Origin of the sequence: Streptomyces sp. NPDC059373 (assembly GCF_042751495.1) — a bacterium.
In the GTDB taxonomy this organism is placed as follows: domain Bacteria; phylum Actinomycetota; class Actinomycetes; order Streptomycetales; family Streptomycetaceae; genus Actinacidiphila.
Genome location: NZ_JBHYXC010000014.1, coordinates 88624 through 108693, shown reverse-complemented (window position 1 = coordinate 108693; position 20070 = coordinate 88624). Strand labels below are relative to the sequence as shown.

Here is a 20070-nt window from a genome sequence, read left to right as displayed (position 1 = left end):
CTCCCCTTGTCCGTCTCCGTCACAGCAGACCGACGGCCGTGTCGACGGCGGTCTCGACACTTCCCTCGGCCGGGTAGAGCAGCGAGCGCCCGACGACCAGGCCCTGGACGGTCGGCAGGCGCAGCGCCTTGCGCCACTTCTCGTACGCGGCGTCCTGCTCCTTGCCGACCTCGCCGCCGAGCAGGACGGCCGGCAGTGTCGAGGTCTCCATGACCGCGGCCATCTCGTCGACGTCGTTGGTCACCGGGACCTTCAGCCAGGTGTACGCGGAGGTACCGGCCAGGCCGGAGGCGATGGCGATCGACTTGGTGACCGCCTCGGCGCTCAGGTCGTTCACCACCTTGCCGTCGAGGCGGCGGGAGATGAAGGGTTCGACGAAGATCGGGAGGTGCCGCTCGGCCATGTCGTCGATGGCGCGGGCGGTGGAGAGCAGGGTGGTCAGGGAGCCGGCGTCCTGGTAGTCGATACGCAGGAGGAGCTTGCCCGCGTCGAAGTTGAGGCGGGCTATGTCCTGGGCGCGGTGGCCGGTGAAGCGGTCGTCGAGCTCGAAGGCGGCGCCGGACAGGCCGCCGCGGTTCATCGAGCCCATGACGACCTTGCCCTCGAGGGCGCCGAGCAGCAGCAGGTCCTCGAGGATGTCGGCGGTGGCGAGCACCCCGTCGACGCCGGGGCGCGAGAGCGCGACGCAGAGCCGTTCCAGCATGTCGGCGCGGTTGGCCATGGCGAACTTGCGGTCGCCGACGGCGAGTGCGCCGCGCGCCGGATGGTCGGCGGCGACGATCATCAGCCGGCCGCTGTCGCCGATCAGGGGGCGTCGCAGGCGTCTGGCTGCCGCCTCGGCGATCGCCTCCGGGTGCTGGGTCCGCACCTTCACCAGGTCGGAGATGCTGATGCTCAACGGTCGCTCTCTTCTCGCAGGAGGTCCTCGACCTCGGTCTCGGTGGGCATCGCGGACGAGCAGGCGAGCCGGGATGCGACCAGGGCGCCGGCGGCGTTGGCGTAGCGCATGATCCGCTCCAGCTGCCAGCCGGCGAGCAGGCCGTGCACCAGTGATCCGCCGAAGGCGTCGCCCGCGCCGAGGCCGTTGACCACCTCGACCGGGACCGGCGGCACCTCGGCGACGGTGCCGTCGCGGTGCACGGCGAGGACGCCCTTGGGGCCCTGTTTGACGACGGCGAGTTCGACGCCGGCGTCGAGCAGCGCCCGGGCGCAGGCCATGGGTTCGCGTACGCCGGTGGCCACCTCGCACTCGTCGAGATTGCCGACCGCCACGGTGACGTGCTTCAGGGCCTGGGTGTAGTAGCCACGGGCCTCGGCGGGGTCCTTCCAGAACATCGGGCGCCAGTCGAGGTCGAAGATCGTGATGCCGCTCCTGGCCCGTGCCTCCAGCGCGGTGAGAGTCGCCGAACGGCTGGGCTCCTCGCAGAGCCCGGTGCCCGTGATCCAGAAAACGCGTGCCTCGCGCACCGCGTCCAGGTCCAGCTCCTCGGGACGAATCTCCAGGTCGGGGGCCTTGGGCAGGCGGTAGAAGTACAGTGGGAAGTCATCGGGCGGGAAGATCTCGCAGAAGGTGACCGGCGTCGGATAGGCGGCTACCGGGGTCACCCAGCGGTCGTCGACGCCGAACTCCTTGAGGGCCTGATGGCAGTACTCGCCGAAGGGATCGTTCCCGGTGCGGCTGATCACTGCGGTGGAGCGGCCGAGCCGGGCGGCGGCCACCGCGACGTTGGTGGCCGAGCCGCCGAGGAACTTCCCGAACGTCTCGACCTGCGGCAGCGGCACACCTGTCTGGAGGGGGTAGATGTCCACCCCGATCCGGCCCATCGTGATCAGGTCGTACGGCTCGGTCATGGGCTGTGCTCCTTGTCGTCCGTGTCGCCCTCTGGTGTAGTCCTGCCGCAGGAGCGATGTCAACAGTATGTCCTTACATTCGAACGTCCGGACCCTCTGAGCTGCAGGACGTTACTGTGTCGTTACGTCGAGATGAATTGATGTCCTGACAAAGTCTTGACAGCGGCTCGGGGGAGGAGTTTGCTCCCGTTCTGCAACGGCAGCGTTAACGCCCAGCGCGCTCTCTTCCTTTCCCCCTCTCACCGCAGCGAGGTGCAGGACCGATGGAACGCAAGATCAGAACCCGCAAGGCCATGGCCATCGCCGCCGCTTGTGCGGCCGGCATCGTTCTGGCCGCCGGCTGCTCCAGCAGCTCGGGCGGCAAGAAAGCCACAACGGCGGCCGACAACGCCTCCGCCGGCAAGGCCACCACCGCCCGCATCAAGGTCGCGATGATCACTCACGCCGCCCCGGGCGATACCTTCTGGGACCTGGTCCGCAAGGGTGCCCAGGCGGCTGCGGCCAAGGACAACATCCAGCTTGTCTACTCCAGCGACCCCAATGCCGCCAACCAGGCCAACCTGATCCAGAACGCCATCGACCAGAAGGTCGCCGGCATAGCGGTCACCCTGGCCCATCCCGACGCCCTGAAGAGCGAGATCGCCAAGGCCAAGGCGGCCGGCATCCCGGTGGTCGGCTTCAACTCCGGCGTCGCCGACTGGAAGCGCCTCGGCGTGCTGTCGTACTTCGGCCAGGACGAGATCATCGCCGGCCAGGCCTTCGGTACGAAGCTCAACTCGCTCGGCGCCAAGCACGCGATCTGCGTCGAGCAGGAGCAGGGCCAGGTCGCGCTGGAGGAGCGCTGCGCGGGCGTGAAGAAGACCTTCAAGGGCAAGACCGACATCCTGTACGTCAATGGTGCGGACATGCCGTCGGTGAAGTCGACGATCACCGCCAAGCTCCAGCAGGACAGCTCCATCGACGAGGTCGTCACCCTCGGCGCGCCGATCGCGATGACCGCCCTCCAGTCGGTGTCCGACGCGGGGAGCAAGGCCAAGGTGGCCACCTTCGACCTCAACAAGGCCGCGGTCAACGCCATTCAGAGCGGCAAGATCCAGTTCTCCGTGGACCAGCAGCCGTACCTGCAGGGCTACCTCGCCGTCGACGCGATGTGGCTCTACAAGTACAACGCCAACTACAGCGGCGGCGGCGCCGCTCCGGTGCTGACGGGTCCGGCGTTCGTCACGAAGGACAACGTGGGACCGATCGTGAAGTTCGCACAGAACGGGACGCGGTGATCTCCATGCCCCAGCAGGCAGCGCCGGCGGCGGCTTCGCCGCCGGCCTCCGCCCCCAGGAAAACCGACGGTCGGACCGTGCAGCGTTCCCTGGTGTTCCGACTGCTGGCGCGGCCCGAGATCGGCGTCTTCCTCGGCGTCGTCGCGGTGTTCCTCTTCTTCTTCGCCGTGGCTCCGACCTTCCGGCAGGCCAGTTCCATGGCCACCATCCTCTATCAGTCATCGACCATCGGGATCATCGCTCTGCCCGTGGCCCTGCTGATGATCGGCGGCGAGTTCGACCTCTCGGCCGGTGTCGCGGTGATCACCTCGTCGCTGACCGCCAGCATGGTCAGCTACCAACTGACCATGAACGTCTGGGTGGGCGTGATCGCCGCCCTCATCGTGTCGCTCGGCATCGGCGCCTTCAACGGCTGGCTGATGGAGAGGACGGGCCTGCCGAGCTTCCTGATCACCCTCGGCACCTTCCTGATGCTCCAGGGCATCAACCTCGCGGTCACCAAACTCGTGACCGGCAATGTCGCGACCAACGACATCAGCGACATGGAGGGCTTCAACCAGGCGAGGAAGGTCTTCTCCTCCAGCTTCACCGTCGGCGGAGTCGAGCTCAAGATCACGGTGGTGTGGTGGCTGATCTTCGCCGCGCTGGCCACCTGGGTGCTGCTGCGCACCAAGTACGGCAACTGGATCTTCGCGGTCGGCGGCAACAGGGACAGCGCGCGAGCGGTCGGTGTGCCGGTGAAGTTCACCAAGATCACCCTGTTCATGGCCGTGGGCTTCGGCGCCTGGTTCGTCGGCATGCACCAGTTGTTCGCCTTCAACACCGTGCAGTCCGGTGAGGGCGTCGGTAACGAACTGCTCTACATCGCCGCCGCGGTGATCGGCGGCTGCCTGCTCACGGGCGGCTACGGATCCGCGATCGGCGCGGTGTTCGGCGCCTTCATGTTCGGCATGGTCACCCAGGGCATCGTCTACGCCGACTGGAACCCCGACTGGTTCAAGGCCTTCCTCGGCGTCATGCTGCTCGGCGCCACCCTCATCAATCTGTGGGTCCGCTCCCAGGCGACCCGGAGGTGACCGCCATGACAGACACCACCGCCCCCGCGCCCCTCGTCGAGCTCAGGGCCATCGGCAAGTCGTACGGCAACATCCGCGCACTGCACGACGTCGATCTCGTGGTCAAGCCGCAGAACGTGACCTGCGTGCTGGGTGACAACGGCGCCGGCAAGTCCACCCTCATCAAGATCATCTCCGGGCTGCACCAGCACACCGAGGGTGAGTACCTCATCGACGGCAAGCCGGTGAAGCTCAGCTCCCCGCGGTCCGCCCTGGACGAGGGCATCGCCGCCGTCTACCAGGACCTGGCGACGGTGCCGCTGATGCCGGTCTGGCGTAACTTCTTCCTCGGATCCGAGATGACCCGCGGCCCCTGGCCGGTCCGGCGTCTGGACATCGAGGCCATGAAGAAGACCGCCGACGAGGAACTGCGTGCCATGGGCATCATCCTCGACGACCTCGCCCAGCCCATCGGCACCCTGTCCGGCGGCCAGCGCCAGTGCGTGGCGATCGCCCGCGCCGTCTACTTCGGCGCCCGCGTGCTGATCCTGGACGAGCCCACCGCCGCGCTCGGCGTCAAGCAGTCCGGTGTCGTACTGAAGTACATCGCGGCCGCACGCGACCGCGGCCTGGGCGTCATCTTCATCACCCACAACCCGCACCACGCCTATATGGTCGGCGACCACTTCACCGTACTGCGGCTCGGCACACTCGAACTGAGCGCCGACCGCAGCGAGGTGAGCCTGGAGGATCTGACCAACCACATGGCCGGCGGCGCCGAGCTGGCCGCGCTGAAGCACGAGCTGGCGCAGGTGCGCGGAGTCGATGTGGAGGGGCTGCCGGAGCTCGGCGACGTCGCCGCCGAGAGCAAGGCATCGTGACAGGACGTCCGAATGTCAGTACCACGTATTGACGACCGCCCAGACGGACGGCGAAGCTTCACCCGACGGAGCTTCGCGGGCACCCCATCCGCACCGACCATGTCCCCGGTCAGCGAAGACCGGTGAGAGGAGCCCTCCTCATGACCGCCCCCACCCCCGCTCTGGACCGGATCCGGATCGGCTCGGCACCCGACTCGTGGGGCGTCTGGTTCCCCGACGACCCGCAGCAGGTCCCCTGGCAGCGCTTCCTCGACGAGGTCGCCGGCTCGGGGTACTCGTGGATCGAGCTCGGCCCGTACGGATACCTGCCGACCGATCCGGCCCGGCTCACCGAGGAGACCTCCCGCCGGGGGCTGACCGTCTCCGCCGGGACCGTCTTCACCTCCCTCCACAAGGGCGAGGCCGTCTGGGACGCCACCTGGAACCACGTCAGCGAGGTCGCGGCGCTCACCCAGGCGATGGGCGCCCGGCACCTGGTCGTCATCCCGTCCTTCTGGCGTGACGACAAGACCGCCGAGATCATCGACGACGTCGAGCTGAGCAGCGCGCAGTGGCACGACCTGGCCACCGGCATGGAGCGGCTGGGCCGGCAGGTCCGCGACACGTACGGGCTGGACATCGTCGTCCACCCGCACGCGGACACCCACATCGACACCGAACGGCACGTCGAGCAGTTCCTCGACGCGACCGACTCCGATCTGGTCAACCTGTGCCTCGACACCGGGCACTACGCCTACTGCGGCGGCGACAGCGTCAAGCTGATCGAGACGTACGGGGAGCGGATCGGCTACCTGCACCTCAAGCAGGTCGACCCCGAGATCCTGGCCGACGTCGTCGCGAACGGCGTCCCGTTCGGGCCCGCCGTCAAGCGCGGCGTGATGTGCGAGCCGCCGGGTGGGGTGCCCGCGCTGGAGCCGGTGCTGGTCGCCGCGCAGAACCTGGGCGTCGACCTGTTCGCCATCGTCGAGCAGGACATGTACCCCTGCCCGCCGGACCAGCCGCTGCCGATCGCCCAGCGCACCCGCAAGTTCCTCCGCTCCTGCGGGGCCTGACCACTACTTCGAGGGACGAGATGACTCAGCAGGGAACACTCGGCGTCGCCGTCATCGGCACCGGACGGATGGGCGCGGACCACGTACGCCGGATCAACGACGTGATCAGCGGTGCCCGCGTCGCCGCCGTCGTGGACATCGACGCCGAGCGCGTCAAGGCGATCGCCGGCGGCTTCGAGGGCTGTGCGGCGTACACCGACCCGGCGCAGGCGATGGCCGACCCCGGGGTGGACGCCGTACTCATCGCCTCGCCGGGCCCGGCGCACGAGGCCACGCTGCTGGCCGCCTTCGAGCAGGACCTCCCCGTGCTGTGCGAGAAGCCGCTCACCCCGGACGCCGCCTCCGCGCTGCGGGTGCTGGAGGCCGAGCAGAAGCTGGGGCACCGCCGGGTACAGGTCGGCTTCATGCGCCGGTACGACCGGGAGTACATGAAGCTCAAGGCGCTGCTGGCCTCCGGCGAGCTGGGCCGCCCGCTGATGCTGCACAACCGGCACCGCAACGCCTCCGTACCGCCCGGCTTCACCAACGCCATGCTCATCAACGACTCGGTCGTGCACGAGATGGACGTGACCCGCTGGCTGCTGGACCAGGAGATCACCGCCGTCACGGTGCTGCGTCCGAAGGCCTCCGGGAGTGCCCCGGAGGGCCTGGACGACCCGCAGTTCGTGATCTTCGAGACGGACGGCGGCGCGCTGGTCGACGTCGAGATCAACGTCAGCTGCGGCTTCGGCTACCAGGTGCAGGCCGAGGCGGTGTGCGAGAACGGCACGGCCCGGATCGGCGATGTCCACGACCTGCTCGTCAACACCGCCGGCCGCTGGGGCGGCACCGTCGCCCCGGACTTCGTGGAGCGCTTCGAGGACGCGTACGACCGCGAGGTGCAGGCCTGGGTCGACGCCACCCGGCGCGGCGAGGTCACCGGCCCGAGCGCCTGGGACGGTTACGCGGCCGCCGCCGTCTGCGAGGCGGGCGTCCGCGCGCAGAGCGAGGGCCACCGGGTCGAGGTCGAGCTGATCGAGCGCCCCGCGCTGTACAGGAGCTGAGCCGATATGAAGATCGCTCTCGACCCCTACATGATCCGTCACATCCCGCTGCTGGAACTGCCCGCCGTGGTAGCCGAGTTGGGCTACGACTGGATCGAGCTGTCCCCCCGCGAGGACTTCATCCCCTTCTTCCGCCACCCGCGCATCGATGACGGCACGGTACGGAAGTTCCGCAAGGCGCTGGACGCGGCCGGCGTCGGCGTCTCCTCCGTACTGCCGCTGTTCCGCTGGTCGGGGCCGGACGAGGACGAGCGGCAGGCGGCGGTGCGCTACTGGAAGCGGGCCGTCCAGATCACCTCCGACCTGGGCGTCGACAGCATGATCTCGGAGTTCAACGGCCGTCCGGAGGAACCGAGTCGCAGCGAGGCCCAGTTCTGGAAGTCGATGGACGAGCTGCTGCCGCTCTTCGAGCGCGAGGGCATCCAGCTGGCCATCGAGCCGCACCCGGACGACTTCATCGAGAACGGCTACGACGCGGTCAACATGATCCGTGGCATCAACCACCCGAACGTGAAGTTCCTCTACTGCGCGCCGCACACCTTCCACATCGGCAACGACGCGCCGGGGATCATCGCCTACGCGGGCGATCTGCTGACCCACGTTCACCTGGCCGACGTCCTCGACCACACGGCGTCCTCCGGCAACCGCTACATCCTCAACCCGCCGGGCACGGCGGCGCGGGTCCACCAGCACCTGGACATCGGCCAGGGCGAGGTCGACTTCGACGAGCTGTTCAAGGCGCTGCGGGACAACGGCTTCGACGGCACGCTGACGGCCTGCGTCTTCGCGTGGGAGGACCGTGCCAGCGAGTCCAACCTGTTCATGCGCGACGCGATCAGGGAGTACGTCGCCTCCTGGTGAGGTCCCGTCAGCCGCGCGGGCGGGGGGTCGCCTCCCCCAGCTCCCCGTCCGCGCTCACCTCACCATCACCCCTGCCACGGAAGGGTGTTCACCACCATGCGCATTGCACAGCTCGGCGTCGGCCGCATCGGTACCTTTCACGCGGCGACCCTGCACGACCATGCCGACGTCCGGGAACTGCTGATCGCCGACGCCGATCCGGCGCGGGCCGCGGCGGCCGCCGAGCGGCTCGGGGCCGGTGCCCGGGCTCTCGGGTCCGTGGACGAGGTCTTCGCGCCGGGTGCCGTGGACGCCGTCGTCATCACCTCGGCCACCGCCGCGCACGCCGAGCTGATCCGCCGGGCCGCGCGGGCCGGGCTGCCCGCCTTCTGCGAGAAGCCGATCGCCTCCGACCTGGCCGGGACCATGGCCGCCCTGCGGGAGGTCGAGGCGGCCGGGACCGTCCTGCAGATGGGCTTCCAGCGCCGCTTCGACCCCGGCTACCGGGCCGCCCGCGAGGCCGTCCGCCGTGGGCGCATCGGGCGGCTGCACACCGCCCGGGCCATCACTTCCGACATGGCCCCGCCGCCCCCGGAGTTCATCCCGCTGTCCGGCGGGCTCTACCGGGACTGCCTGGTCCATGACTTCGACATCCTGCGCTGGGTCACCGGCCACGAGATCACCGAGGTGTACGCGATCGGGGCCAACGGCGGCGCGAGCTTCTTCGCCGAGGCCGGCGACGTCGACACCGCGGCCGTACTCCTGACCCTGGACGGCGGGGCGCTGGCCACCGCCACCGCCACCCGCTACAACGGCGCCGGCCACGACATCCGCCTCGAAGTCTGCGGCACCACCGACACCCTCGCCGTCGGCGTCGGCCCCCGCACCCCGGTCACCTCCGTCGAAGCCGGTTCCGCGCCCGGCGTCCCCGACCCCTGGACCGGTTTCCTCGACCGTTTCGGCTCCGCCTACCGGGCCGAACTCGCCGCATTCCTGCGGGTCGTGGCCGGTGACCTGGTCAATCCCTGCGACGGCCGGGACGCTCTGGCCGCGCTGCTGGTCGCCGAGGCCTGCGAGGTGTCGCGGCACGAACGTCGGCCGGTGGAGGTCGCCGAGATCGCCGACCGGGCTGCCAAGCCGGAGGCGGCCTGACACGTCGGCGCCCGGCCCTCAGGCCTGGACAGGACCTGAGGGCCGGGCGCCGACGTTCACCTCACTTGATGTAGACCAGGCCGTCGGTGGTGATCGTCGGGCGGCCGCTGGTTCCGACCACGACGATCTTGACGGTGTGCTTGGCACTGCTGGACCAGCTCTTGGTCCAGATCGCCTGGCGGTACTTGGTGGTGCTGGACTTCAGATCCACCGTGGTGACCTTGACCCCGTCCACGTAGACGTAGGCCTGGCCGGACGTGGAGGCACGGGAGACCACCCAGGCCGCCGACCGGCCGGTGAAGGTCCATGTCAGAGCGGCGTTCTTGGAACCGCTGGAGTAGGACTTGCCGCCCAGGTAGCTGCTGGACGACTTCGTGGTCCACGTGCCGGACTTGACGGCCGAGGTCTCCTGCAGGATCACCGGGGTGAAGGCGGGCGAGGACGTGCGGTAGTTGCCCGCGTAGTCGTAGGCCCGCATCGACCAGGTCGTGGCCGCGCCGGACTTGACGGTGTGGTTCGCGCTGGTGGTCGTCGGTCCGTACGTCACCGCCGTCGGGGCCAGCAGCTTGACCTGCTTCAGCGCGGCGTTGTCGGCAGCCGCCCAGCTCAGCTTGACCGGCACGGCACTGGTACTGACCGTGCCGGTGCGCAGGGAGAGTCCGGGCGTGGTGGTGAAGGTCGGCGCCGTCGTATCGGCCCGGAAGGCCAGCGCGGCGGTCGTCGTCGTCTTGCCGGACTGGTGTACCGCCCGGATCTTCACCGTGTGCGTGCCGAGCGCCAGGGTGGTCTGCGCGGAGGTCGCGGTCCCGGCAGCCGTGGCCGCGACCTTGTCGTCCACCAGCAGCTCGAACTTCGAGATCAGCGAGGCCGGCGTGGTGGCCGACCAGTTCACCGTGATCGCGCCCTTGGTGTAGTACGTCGAACCCGAAAGGGCCGCACCGGACACCGACCCGACGGCAAGCCCCTGCACCGGGCCCGCTGCCCAGGTGCGGATGGTGGGCAGCTGGGCGTAGAGCAGGTTGCCGGGGCACTCGGTGTTGTAGCCGTCGCGGTGACCGGAGATCCGGTTGAACGTGTACGTCGAGCCCGCGGTGAACGCGGTGCCGGTGTAGTTGCTCTGGGTCGCGCCCGCGGTCAGCTGTACGGTGCCGGCCGGGTCACCCCCGTACTGACCGAGCTTCCACGCGGCGATCTCGGCGACCGAGGCCAGCGCCGCCTGGGAGGGCGCGACCGCGCTGTAGTCACCGAGCATGGAGATGCCGGTGGACTCCCGGTTGAATCCGTAGGTGTGCGCGCCCAGGACCGGCAGGTCCACGCCGCCCTTGCGGCCCTCGAAGATCGTGCCGCACTTGTCGACCAGGAAGTTGTAGCCGATGTCGTTCCAGCCGTTGCTCTTGACGTGGTACTCGTAGATGCCGCGTACGATCGCCGCCGATTCGTCGCAGGTGTAGTCGTTGGTGCCCGCGGTGTGGTGAACGAACACCGCCTTCACGTCGGCGTTGTACTCCGAGGGGTCCGGGCTGATCGACTCGTCCGCGCCCCAGTCGGCGCGCGACACGATGGACGGCTTCGGTGCGGTCGACGCCGGTGCGGTCGGAACGGTGGCCGTCGGCGAGGCCGAGGCGGTCGGTGACGCGGAGTCCGTGGGCGACGCGGAGTCGGTGGGCGAGACCGAGGTGCTCGGGGATATCGAGTCCGTGGGCGACACCGAGTCCGTCGGCGAAGCGGAATCGGTCGGCGAAGCGGAATCGGTCGACGACGCCGAAGCGTCGACGGCGAAGGCCGCCGACTGCGGATGGGCGTCCGCCGCCTTGGCCTCCTCAGCGGTCACACCGGGATCGACCAGGTCCAGCCGCAGACCGGCCGGCAGACCGCTCGACGCCGTTCCGTCCTCGGCCACGACCCGCGCCTCGACGGCATTGGACGGACCGACCCACAGCGGCTCACTCGCGCCGCGGACGCCGGCCCCGACCTCGTCGGGCTGAGCGTCGCCGGCCTCCAGCTTCTGCCAGCCGCTCCACTCACCCGTCTCGCTGCTGCGGGTCCGCACCTGGGCCGTGCCCTTGATCTGCGCCTTCGCGCCCTTCCAGCTGACGCCCAGCATCGAGAACGACCCGGTGTCCGTCTGCGGCAGCTCCCGCTTGTGACTGCCCGCCTCCTTGAGAGCGAGGGCGTGTACCCCGCCCTTGCGGACCTTCGTCCGCCCTCCGTCATCCGACGGATTGGCCAACGCGACAGCCACCACACCGGTGCTCCCGAGCACCACCGCGCCGACGGTCAGCCAAACCCGGCGCTTCAGACTCAGCGGCCTGTACGCATGCGTTCTACGCGGGCTCAATGCCCCCCACCCCTCATGAGTTTCTTGCGGCCCACCAGTCACAGAAGGGGCCCCGTTCTGTTCAGCGTCCGCAGCCCCGAAACCGTCACAGCAGACCGATCGTAAACCAAGCTCACCCCATGGCTTCCAACCGCATTGTCATGGCATAGACAAAGTCCCGGTCAAGCCGAGTCCGCTCATAGCAAAGGGTCTACCCGCATAGAACTCCCCGGTGCTGTCATGCCCACATCCGCCCGGAACTCTGCCGGGCAGCACCGATCGGGAGACCCCCACCATGTCCCGAATACCCCGCCCCTTCACGGCGGCCCTGTCCACGCTGGCCCTCACCGCGGCCGGCCTCACCCTCGCCACCGGCACCGCGCACGCGCAGACCTGCAGCCAGGACTACCTGCCGCTGCCCGACCCGTCCTGCCAGCCCGGTGTGTACAACTCGGACGTCACCCAGTCCACGATCGACAGCACGATCTGCGTCTCCGGCTGGACCGCGACCGTACGGCCCTCAAGCTCGTACACGACCGCCCTGAAGAAGACTCAGATCGTCGAGTACGGCTACACCGACACCTCGACCTCCGACTACGAAGAGGACCACTTCGTCCCCCTCGAACTCGGCGGCTCCCCCAAGAGCGCCCTCAACCTCTGGCCCGAGCCCGAGTACGGCACCAAGACCGCCGCCAACAAGGACACGGTCGAGAACAAGCTCAAGAAGGCCGTCTGCGCCGGCACCATCACGCTCTCGCAGGCGCGCACCCACATCGTGAGCGACTGGACCACCGCCCTGTCGGACCTCGGCCTCAGCTGAACCGACCCCGCACCACCGCACCCTGCGCCCCGCCGCCCGCACCGGCGGGGCCGCACTCGTCGAAGCCGCCCGGACGGGGGCTAGTAGCCCGTACCGAAGGTCGACACGACGTAGGCGCACTCGGTGTAGATGTAGCCGTACTTGAGCTTGGCCGTGTCGGTGCCCACGGTCGCGGTGGAGGAACCCGCGGACTTGTGGAGGAAGTACGTCGTGCCGGCGGGCAGCATGATCGTCTTCTTGGGGTAGTTCGTACCGCCCTTGCACGCGGAGAAGGACGCCGTCAGCTCGCTGGAGTACGTCGAGCAACTGCCGCACGCCTTGAGCTTGAAGCTGCCGGTGACGGGGCCGGTGTAGAGGATCTCGACCTCGTCGGGACTGTCGTTGCTGACCGTGACGGAAATGCTGCCGCCCGAGGACATCGAGGGCAGGTGCTTGCCGGCGGCGGGCGTCTCCTTGGCGATCTCGGCGGCTATGGCTGTCTTCTGGGCGCGCGAACGGTTCTTGTCATTCCGGTACTTGTTGACAAAGCCGTTCAGCGTGTCGAGCGCCGCGCTGAAGTCGCCGTCCTTGTACTCGGCCACACCGCAGGCGTACGTACCGGACTGCACCTGCCGGTCGGCCTTGGCGGCGTCCTTGCTCAGAGCGGCGGCGACTCCCGCCTTCTCGCCGGGCAGCACCGAGGCCTGGACGCTGAGGGTGGTCAGCCGCACGTTGGCCGAGCAGGGGTCCTTGCCCTTCAGGCCCTTGGCGGCCTCGTCGATCATGGAACTGACGGCCGGCTCGACCTTCGCGGCCTGCCGGGACTTGGGAAAGGTGGTCAGCAGCTCGCCGAGGTCCCCGCCGTCCGGCGTGGCGCTCGCGGCGGAGGCGAGGTCGTCCACCCCGCACTCGTAGAGCGAGGTGGCGAGCCGGTCGTCGGGCCAGGTGACCAGCGAACCGAGGTCCTTCTCGCCGACGGTGTCGGGCAGGGTGCGCAGGTACTTCAGGGGCGCTATCGCCTCGCAGTACTTCTTCTCGTCGTACGGCGATCCGACCGTGCTGTAGTACGTGCTCAGGCTGTCCGGAACGCGTTGGGCCGCCCTCGAGTCCGGGTGGCCGTCCTTGAGGTCGCGGTAGACGGCCAGCGCCTTGCGGTAGTCGGACTCCGCCGTGCCGAAGGACGTGCCCTTGGCAGCCTTGACCAGCCGGTCGGCCTCGTCCAGGCGGCCGAGAAGCATCTGCTCCGTCGCCTCGTCACGCGCACCGTCGTACAGGACCACGCCCCCGACGGGCACCGCGAGGAGCACCAGGGCGAGCGCGATGGCGACGTACGACCGCGGCGGCCAGGCCAGCGGGGTGCGCAGGCCGCGGAAGGCGCCGTGAAGGGCGGCGAGTGCCAGGAAGACGACGTACGCGGTGATGACGCCGCCGGCGACACCGTCCGGGTCAGCGGGTAAGGCGATCAGCAGCAGGACGGCGGTCGCGATCCAGCACACGGCCGTCGCGAACCAGCGGCGCAGCAGGGCGTAACCCAGCCCGAGACCGGTGAGGTTGAGAAGACCGACGGCCACGGCCCGCAGCGGGTCCGCCGGCCCGCGCGGTACGGGAGGTACAGGCGGTGCGGGCGGCATCGGCGGCACATAAGGCGGATGGGACGGCTGCGGCGGCACCGCGAAGCCCCCGAACTCCCCGGATCCCTCGGCTCTTTCCGCCCCGCCCTGCTGGTCCCAGGCCATCGCGACTCCCCCCAGTCGTCGAACGTGCACCACGCGTTCGCGATTGTAACGCTCCGCACCCGCCCCGGAAAAGACCTTTGAGCCCCTTTCAGCCGAGGTCAGGGGGTTTTCTGGCTGCGTATTGTCCACCGCTGTGAGCTGCGGCCCGCGCCGTAATTCCCGCGACACCGCATCGCCGCGATGTTAAGTTTCCGGCACCATGGACCCGATCGACGAGACCCAGATCCGCGGATCGTTCGCCAACTGCTCGAAGGGCGAAGCCCGCAGGCTGAGCCTCCCCCGGGGTGGTCTGGACGCCCTCCCCTGGGCCGACCTGGACTTCCTGGGCTGGCGCGACCCCGGCGCCCCGGACCGGGGCTACCTTGTCGCCGAGCGGGACGGCGAGCTGGTCGGGCTGACCCTGCGGGCGCCGTCGAGCGGGCGCCGGAGCCTCGTGCGGACCAGCCTGTGCTCGGTCTGCGTCACCTCCCACGCGGGCTCCGGGGTCGAGCTGCTGACCGCGCCAAAGGTCGGCGCCGCCGGCCGCCAGGGGAACACCGTCGGCATCTACATGTGCGCCGACCTGGCGTGCTCGCTGTACGTACGGGAGAAGAAGACGTCGATGCTGGTCCGGCGGTTCGAGGAGACGCTCACCGTGGACGAGAAGATCGCCCGCACCCGTTCCAACCTGGCCCTGTTCATGGCCAAGGTCTTCGACGGCGCCGGGGCGAAGCCGTAAACCACGCGCTCGGCGACCCGGTTGCGGGCCGCCGAGCGCGTGGCGTCAGGCGTATGAGGGGGATCCGCTCAGCAGGCGCCCTCGTCGAGCCAGACACCCCATTCACCGGTGGTGCCGGGCACCTCGTTCTGGGTCCACCACTTGGCCTTCCACTTGTGGCCGCTGTAGGAGACCTCGTTGCCGGCCGTGTAGATGGCGGTGCTGCTCCAGGCGGCCACCGTGCAGGTGCCGGGGTTGGTCGGCGTCGGCGTGGGGGTCGCGGTGGGGGTGCTGGTGGGCGGAGTCGCGCCCGCGAACTTCACCGAGTACTTGGTGAAGTCGTACGCCGACTGCGTGACGCTGCTGCACGTGCCCGAGGTGGTGCCGTTGTTGTCGGGCGGCGAGCACTGGCGGTCGCGGTTGACGGACCAGAAGGTGAAGCGGGCCATGCCGTGACTGGTGGCGTAGTCCAGGACGGTCTGGAAGTCGGCCTGGTAGAAGTACTCGCCGGTGTCACTGCGGCCGTTCATGCCGGAGAAGCCCTCGTGGGCGTACGCCGTGGCGGCACTCCAGCCGAAGGTGGACTGGAGGATGGAGTTGAAGCTGGTGAGCGCGCTGGTCTGGGCGGCTGCGTTGTTGAAGCCACCGTCGAACGGCATGATCGAGAAGTTGTTCGGCGTGAAGCCCTGCGACTTCGCCTCGTTGAGCATCTGCGTCCCGAACCAGCCGGTGCCGGCGGCGGTGCCGGCCGTGGTGACGGAGATGTAGATACCGGGGTTGTTCTGCTGGAGGATCTTGGCGGCGCCGATCTCGTTGTGGATGGCCGCCGTGTTCTCGTACTCCGGCTCCTCGAGGTCGAAGTCCATCGCCTTGAGGCTGTACTTGTTGATGACCTGCTGGTACGCGGCCGCCGTCGCTTCCGGCGTCCCGCAGGTCTGGCCGAGCTTGGTGCCGCCGTAGCCGCCGATGGAGACGGATACGTCGCCGCCCTTGGCCCGGATGGTGTTGATCACGCCTGCGACGGCCGTGTCCGAGGAGACGGCGCCGCCGCCGTCCCAGGTGGGCGTACAGCCACCGCCGTTGGGGGCCAGAATGAAGGCCAGTTGGAAGGCCTTCAGTCCCGTGGCGTCCATGACGGCGCCGGGGTCCGGCGGATTGTTGTCCAGCGGCATGAGATAGGGCGCGGCGGCATACCAGTTGCTGCTGAGTGTTGCAGCGGTAGCCGTCTGACCGGTGGCGACGACGCCGGCCAGACCGGCGACCGCGAGTGCGGCCGCCAATCCGGCGGCGGCGAGTGAACTGAATCTGCGCGTGCGCACGGAACCCTCCGAGGGGGGAAGAGGGCCGCAGCCCTCAACGGAGTGGTACAGACCAATGCCCCATAGGGTGGCCCGTTGAAGCGACCGCGTCAATGGATTGGACTGGACCAATTCACCCGGGGTTCACAGGGGCGACAATCGGTCGAGTGAGGCCGTGGAGGTGGCTGGTGATTCGCCGGTGGTGGTTCCTGGGGTTGTTGCGGGGTGGCGGTGCGGTGTCCGAACACCGGGCGGCGGGCCGGAAATTGTCCAGGGAACAGCAGGAACTGGTGCTGCGCGAGTGGGAGGTGCTGCGCGAGCGGCTGCAGGGCTACGCATCGGCGCGGGTGGCCGACGCGGGAGATGTGCTGCGCGAAGCGGAACTCCAACTGACCGGGCGGACCGCGCAGAGCGCCGTGCGGCGGAACTACGAGTGGGCGCTGGAGGCGTACGAGGCAGCGGGGAAACTGCTGGACGAGGCGGCGGATCTGCCGGACCTGGCGGCGGCGGTGATCCTGGCCGAGCGTGCGGTCGAGCGCTTCGCGGCCGCGCAGTCCATGAGCGCCGGGCAGCGGGTACGACCGCCGGTGACCCGGTGTTTCTACAACCCTCTGCACGGCGCACGGCAGCCGGCGCCCCGAAAGACCGGCCGGCCCGCCCGCAGGATCGGCCGACGCGAGGCAGCGGCGGACCGAAGGCCGGCCTGCGAATCCTGCCGCCGGGCGATCCTGGCAGGCCACATGCCCGACGTCCTCCCCGCGTTGATGCCCGTCAAGGCGTCACGACGGCGGACGGTGCGGGTGTTCGTGCCGTATTACGTGCTGCCCCAGCAGTGGTCGCTGTGGTCGGCGACGGCGTGCGGGGCGTACGGCGACGACTCGCCGGGCCTGGTGCTGCGCGGCGAGCACCGGCGCCGTACGCCGGAGATCGCGAGGTGAGCGGTGGAGGGACGAGCGGACGCCGGCTCACAGACCCCAGGCGCGGCGCAACTCGCCGAAGGCGTCGTGGAATTCGGGGAAGGTCTTCTTCACGCAGCCCGGCTCGTCGAAGGTGACGCCACCGGGGATGCGGAGGCCGGCGACGGCGAAGCTCATGGCGATGCGGTGGTCGCCGTGGCAGGCGATCTCGGTGGAGGTCGGGACGCCTGGGTGAATCTCGATCCAGTCGCGGCCGGTGTCGACGCGGATGCCCTGGCGGCGGAGATTGGAGGCGCAGGCCTCGAGCCGGTCGCACTCCTTCACCCGCGTGTTGTAGACGTCCTCGATGCGCACCGGCCCGTCGGCGAAGGGCGCGATGGCGGCCAGGGTCGGCATGGTGTCGGAGATGTCGCGCATGGCGGCCGTCACGCCGGACAGGCGGCCCGTGCCGGTGACCGTGGTGGCGTCGGGGCGGATGTCGACGCGGGCGCCCATGCGCTCGAGCACGTCGACGAAGCGCAGGTCGCCCTGGAGGGCGTCGGTGCCGAGGCCGGGGACGGTGACCTCGCGGCCGGTGAGGGCGGCGGCGGCGAAGAAGTAGCTCGCGGTGGAGGCGTCGGGCTCGATGTCGTACGTGGTGGCGCGGTAGCCGCCGGGCGGGACGGACAGCGTGTCGCCGTCGCGTACGACCTCGACGCCGAAGCGGCGCATCATCGCGAGGGTGATCTCGACGTACGGGGCCGAGACGAGCCCGGTGACGCGGATGCGCAGGCCCTCGGCGGTCAGTGGGCCGGTGAGGAGGAGGGCGGTGAGGAACTGGGAGGAGAGGCCGGCGTCGAGTTCGATCTCGCCGCCCTTGATGCCGTCGGCGACGACGGTGAGCGGGAGGTGCCCATCGGCCTCCTCGTGCCGGATGTCCACGCCGAGCGTGCGCAGGGCCTGGGTCAGGGGCGCGACGGGGCGGCGGCGCATCTGCTGGGAGGCGTCGAAGCGGAAGGTCCCGTGGCCGGCGGCCGCGAGGCCGGGCAGGAAGCGGGCGACGGTGGCCCCGTCACGGCAGTAGACGTCGGCCTCGGCGGCCGCGGGCCCGGCCGGGGCGCCGGTGATGCGCCACTCGGCGGGGCCGGGCTCGAGGTCGTAGCCGAGGGCGGTCAGGCCCTGGGCGAAGGCCTCGGTGTCGTCGGAGACCAGCGGCCGCCGCAGGACGGTGGTCCCCTCGGCGGCCGCCGCCAGGAACAGCGCCCTGTTCGTGATCGACTTCGACCCCGGGACGGCGACTACGGACACGGGTGGACCTCCGGCGGTGCGGGTGGGACGTACCGGGGCATCCAATCACGGTGCCGGGGCAGGGGCCGTGACGTTCCGCATGGCGGCGCCGCTACTCCCCCTCCCCCAGCCGCCGCCAGACCATCTCCGCCGGCACGGCCGCGCCCACCTGCAGCGCTGCGTCGTCGAAGACCGCGTACGGCGAGTGGTTGAAGGGCGCCTTCGCGGCGTCGGCGTCCGGCGGGCAGGCACTGAGGCCCAACTGCACGCCGGGGACGGCCTCCAGGACGCGGCTGAAGTCCTCGGAGGCCATGATCGGGTGCTCGGCGGTGCGCCGGCGCTCGGGTCCGTAGAGGTCGGTGACGACGTCCTGGCCGAGGCGAACGGCCTCGGCGGCGGCGATCACGGCGGACGACGAGGTGGCGCGGGCGCTCGTCGCCCTCCCGGAGACCCGGGTGGTCGCCACCTGCGTCGGCGAGGCGGATCGCGTCGCCGGGCTGTGGCTGCCGGGGCTCGCGGACACGCACCGGCCGGCGGCGATGATGGCCGTACGGTTTCCGGAGGTGCGGATCGTGCGGTGGCTGACGGGGCTGTGGACCGTCAAGCGGATGGGCCGGCTCCTGGACGACCGGGGACGGGCGCGGGGGCCGGCGCCGTATGTCCGGCCTACGGCCCAGCCGTGGGCGTGAAGCGGACGGGGAGGTCGCGGACGCCGCGCATGAGCAGCCCGGGGAGCCAGTCGAGCAGCGCCGGGTCGGTGTCGAGCTCCAGGGCGGCGGTGCGCTCGAGGAGCGAGCGGACCACGATCCGGCCCTCCATGCGGGCCAGCGGTGCGCCGAGGCAGTAGTGCAGTCCGTGGCCGAAGGCGAGATGGCCGCGGGGGTCCCGGCGGATGTCGAAGCGGTCGGGGTCGTCGAAGCGCAAGGGGTCGCGGTCGGCGGAGGCCAGGGCGACCAGGACGACCTCGCGGGCCGGGATGACGGCGCCGGCGATGTCGACGGGCTCGGCGGTGAAGCGGTAGGTGGAGGTCTCGACCGGGCCGTCGTAACGGAGCATCTCCTCGACGGCGCCGTCGAGAAGGCTCATGTCGGCCCGGAGGGCGGCGAGTTGGTCGGGGTGGTCGAGCAGGGCCCGTACGCCGTTGGAGATCAGGTTGACCGTGGTCTCGTGCCCGGCGATCAGGAGCAGGAAGGCCATGCCGGTCAGCTCGGAACGGGACAGCCGGTCGCCGTCCTCGGCGGTGGTGCGGATGAGCGCGCTCATCAGGTCGTCGCCGGGCGAGCAGCGCTTGTCCTCGATCAGTTCGTTGAGATACGCGGACAGCTCCACGAACGCCGCGCGCTCGGCCTCCGGGCTGGTGGGGGCCACCGCCTCGTTCGACCAGTTGCGGAAGGCCGCCCGGTCCAGGTCGGGCACGCCGAGCAGTTCGCAGATCACGGTGATGGGCAGCGGGTAGGCGAGCGCGTTCACGAGGTCGACACGGCCGTCCGGGGCGGCCAGCATCGCGTCGAGCAGCTCGTCGGTGATCCGCTGGACCCGCGGGCCCAGGGCCTCGACCCGGCGCATGGTGAACTCCCTGGCCACGAGCTTGCGCAGCCGGGTGTGGTCGGGCGGGTCGGAGTTGAGCATGTGTACGCCGAGGAGCTCTTCCTCGTACGTGTTCCAGCCCATCAGCCGGAAGTTCTTCACCAGGCGGGGGTCGGCGAGCGCGGCACGGGCCTCCTCGTGGCCGACCACCAGCCACAGCTCACCCCCGTCGGGGGTGCGCACATGGTGCAGGGGGCCCTGGGCGCGCAGTTTGGCGTAGACCGGGTAGGGGTCGGCAGTGAAATCGTCGCCGTAGACCGTCAGATCCACCGTTTCCATCCTGGCACCGTAACTCTGCGGGC

18 protein-coding genes are annotated in these 20070 nt (G+C 69.9%); 10 read left to right on the top strand and 8 right to left on the bottom strand.

The features are described 5' to 3' along the window. Nucleotides 1-19: 19 nt before the first annotated feature. Both ACFXJ5_RS20610 and iolC read right to left on the bottom strand, forming a co-directional pair. A complete protein-coding gene (locus tag ACFXJ5_RS20610; protein ID WP_384632687.1) occupies nucleotides 20-898 on the bottom strand; it encodes a Cgl0159 family (beta/alpha)8-fold protein in 879 nt (292 codons plus the stop codon). Then, entirely contained in the window at nucleotides 895-1851 is a 957-nt protein-coding gene (gene iolC / locus ACFXJ5_RS20605) for a 5-dehydro-2-deoxygluconokinase (protein ID WP_384632683.1), read from the bottom strand. The genes ACFXJ5_RS20610 and iolC overlap by 4 nt, the downstream gene beginning before the upstream one ends. Before the next feature lie 263 nt (nucleotides 1852-2114). Between iolC and ACFXJ5_RS20600 the strand changes: the two genes are divergently transcribed. The 7 genes from ACFXJ5_RS20600 (at nucleotide 2115) to ACFXJ5_RS20570 (ending at nucleotide 9151) form a co-directional block, all read left to right on the top strand. Then, complete coding sequence (locus ACFXJ5_RS20600) at nucleotides 2115-3128, top strand: sugar ABC transporter substrate-binding protein (RefSeq protein WP_384632680.1); 1014 nt, start codon at nucleotides 2115-2117, stop codon at nucleotides 3126-3128. Then, nucleotides 3128-4204, top strand: coding sequence for an ABC transporter permease (locus ACFXJ5_RS20595; protein WP_384632865.1), 1077 nt, complete (start codon nucleotides 3128-3130; stop codon nucleotides 4202-4204). Before ACFXJ5_RS20600 ends, ACFXJ5_RS20595 begins: the two co-directional genes overlap by 1 nt. A gap of 5 nt (nucleotides 4205-4209) precedes the next feature. Beyond that, a complete protein-coding gene (locus tag ACFXJ5_RS20590; RefSeq protein WP_384632677.1) occupies nucleotides 4210-5064 on the top strand; it encodes an ATP-binding cassette domain-containing protein in 855 nt (284 codons plus the stop codon). Between the two features lie 140 nt (nucleotides 5065-5204). Continuing rightward, entirely contained in the window at nucleotides 5205-6116 is a 912-nt protein-coding gene (locus tag ACFXJ5_RS20585; protein ID WP_384632674.1) for a sugar phosphate isomerase/epimerase family protein, read from the top strand. 20 nt (nucleotides 6117-6136) lie between these two features. Continuing rightward, complete coding sequence (locus ACFXJ5_RS20580) at nucleotides 6137-7159, top strand: Gfo/Idh/MocA family protein (RefSeq protein ID WP_384632671.1); 1023 nt, start codon at nucleotides 6137-6139, stop codon at nucleotides 7157-7159. A 6-nt stretch (nucleotides 7160-7165) separates the two neighbouring features. Then, the gene (locus ACFXJ5_RS20575) at nucleotides 7166-8020 is read left to right on the top strand and encodes a sugar phosphate isomerase/epimerase family protein (protein ID WP_384632669.1); all 855 of its coding nucleotides are present in this window, start codon (nucleotides 7166-7168) and stop codon (nucleotides 8018-8020) included. A 96-nt stretch (nucleotides 8021-8116) separates the two neighbouring features. Next, complete coding sequence (locus ACFXJ5_RS20570) at nucleotides 8117-9151, top strand: Gfo/Idh/MocA family protein (protein ID WP_384632666.1); 1035 nt, start codon at nucleotides 8117-8119, stop codon at nucleotides 9149-9151. A gap of 61 nt (nucleotides 9152-9212) precedes the next feature. On the opposite strand, the gene ACFXJ5_RS20565 is transcribed toward ACFXJ5_RS20570, so the two are convergent. Beyond that, nucleotides 9213-11417, bottom strand: coding sequence for an N-acetylmuramoyl-L-alanine amidase (locus ACFXJ5_RS20565; RefSeq protein WP_384632663.1), 2205 nt, complete (start codon nucleotides 11415-11417; stop codon nucleotides 9213-9215). A 346-nt stretch (nucleotides 11418-11763) separates the two neighbouring features. Between ACFXJ5_RS20565 and ACFXJ5_RS20560 the strand changes: the two genes are divergently transcribed. Further along, nucleotides 11764-12288: a hypothetical protein gene (locus ACFXJ5_RS20560; RefSeq protein WP_384632660.1), complete on the top strand. Its 525-nt coding sequence runs from the start codon at nucleotides 11764-11766 to the stop codon at nucleotides 12286-12288. 80 nt (nucleotides 12289-12368) lie between these two features. Here ACFXJ5_RS20560 and ACFXJ5_RS20555 read toward each other — a convergent pair whose 3' ends face one another. Continuing rightward, a complete protein-coding gene (locus ACFXJ5_RS20555; protein WP_384632657.1) occupies nucleotides 12369-13838 on the bottom strand; it encodes a hypothetical protein in 1470 nt (489 codons plus the stop codon). 364 nt (nucleotides 13839-14202) lie between these two features. On the opposite strand from ACFXJ5_RS20555, the gene ACFXJ5_RS20550 reads away from it, so the two are divergent. Further along, on the top strand, nucleotides 14203-14721 hold the full coding sequence (locus ACFXJ5_RS20550; protein ID WP_384632654.1) for an FBP domain-containing protein: 519 nt from the start codon (nucleotides 14203-14205) through the stop codon (nucleotides 14719-14721). A 68-nt stretch (nucleotides 14722-14789) separates the two neighbouring features. Here ACFXJ5_RS20550 and ACFXJ5_RS20545 read toward each other — a convergent pair whose 3' ends face one another. Next, nucleotides 14790-16019, bottom strand: a complete 1230-nt coding sequence (locus ACFXJ5_RS20545; protein WP_384632651.1) for a carbohydrate-binding protein — start codon at nucleotides 16017-16019, stop codon at nucleotides 14790-14792. Nucleotides 16020-16234: 215 nt separating this feature from the next. Here ACFXJ5_RS20545 and ACFXJ5_RS20540 point away from each other — a divergent pair, with 215 nt between their 5' ends. Further along, nucleotides 16235-16936: a hypothetical protein gene (locus ACFXJ5_RS20540; protein ID WP_384632649.1), complete on the top strand. Its 702-nt coding sequence runs from the start codon at nucleotides 16235-16237 to the stop codon at nucleotides 16934-16936. 27 nt (nucleotides 16937-16963) lie between these two features. Here ACFXJ5_RS20540 and aroA read toward each other — a convergent pair whose 3' ends face one another. The 3 genes from aroA to ACFXJ5_RS20525 all read right to left on the bottom strand — a co-directional run bounded on the left by aroA (nucleotide 16964) and on the right by ACFXJ5_RS20525 (nucleotide 20047). Further along, nucleotides 16964-18202: a 3-phosphoshikimate 1-carboxyvinyltransferase gene (gene aroA / locus ACFXJ5_RS20535; RefSeq protein WP_384632646.1), complete on the bottom strand. Its 1239-nt coding sequence runs from the start codon at nucleotides 18200-18202 to the stop codon at nucleotides 16964-16966. 91 nt (nucleotides 18203-18293) lie between these two features. Further along, nucleotides 18294-18785 (bottom strand): hypothetical protein, encoded by a 492-nt coding sequence (locus ACFXJ5_RS20530; protein ID WP_384632643.1) that lies wholly within the window; start codon nucleotides 18783-18785, stop codon nucleotides 18294-18296. A gap of 62 nt (nucleotides 18786-18847) precedes the next feature. Then, the gene (locus ACFXJ5_RS20525) at nucleotides 18848-20047 is read right to left on the bottom strand and encodes a cytochrome P450 (protein WP_384632640.1); all 1200 of its coding nucleotides are present in this window, start codon (nucleotides 20045-20047) and stop codon (nucleotides 18848-18850) included. Nucleotides 20048-20070: the final 23 nt, after the last annotated feature.

Bases quoted from the DNA above. Each gene is read 5' to 3' on its own strand.
- iolC (WP_384632683.1), bottom strand. From the start codon at position 1,851: ATGACCGAGCCGTACGACCTGATCACGATGGGCCGGATCGGGGTGGAC.
- ACFXJ5_RS20600 (WP_384632680.1), top strand. From the start codon at position 2,115: ATGGAACGCAAGATCAGAACCCGCAAGGCCATGGCCATCGCCGCCGCT.
- ACFXJ5_RS20590 (WP_384632677.1), top strand. From the start codon at position 4,210: ATGACAGACACCACCGCCCCCGCGCCCCTCGTCGAGCTCAGGGCCATC.
- ACFXJ5_RS20585 (WP_384632674.1), top strand. From the start codon at position 5,205: ATGACCGCCCCCACCCCCGCTCTGGACCGGATCCGGATCGGCTCGGCA.
- ACFXJ5_RS20580 (WP_384632671.1), top strand. From the start codon at position 6,137: ATGACTCAGCAGGGAACACTCGGCGTCGCCGTCATCGGCACCGGACGG.
- ACFXJ5_RS20575 (WP_384632669.1), top strand. From the start codon at position 7,166: ATGAAGATCGCTCTCGACCCCTACATGATCCGTCACATCCCGCTGCTG.
- ACFXJ5_RS20570 (WP_384632666.1), top strand. From the start codon at position 8,117: ATGCGCATTGCACAGCTCGGCGTCGGCCGCATCGGTACCTTTCACGCG.
- ACFXJ5_RS20560 (WP_384632660.1), top strand. From the start codon at position 11,764: ATGTCCCGAATACCCCGCCCCTTCACGGCGGCCCTGTCCACGCTGGCC.
- ACFXJ5_RS20550 (WP_384632654.1), top strand. From the start codon at position 14,203: ATGGACCCGATCGACGAGACCCAGATCCGCGGATCGTTCGCCAACTGC.
- ACFXJ5_RS20525 (WP_384632640.1), bottom strand. From the start codon at position 20,047: ATGGAAACGGTGGATCTGACGGTCTACGGCGACGATTTCACTGCCGAC.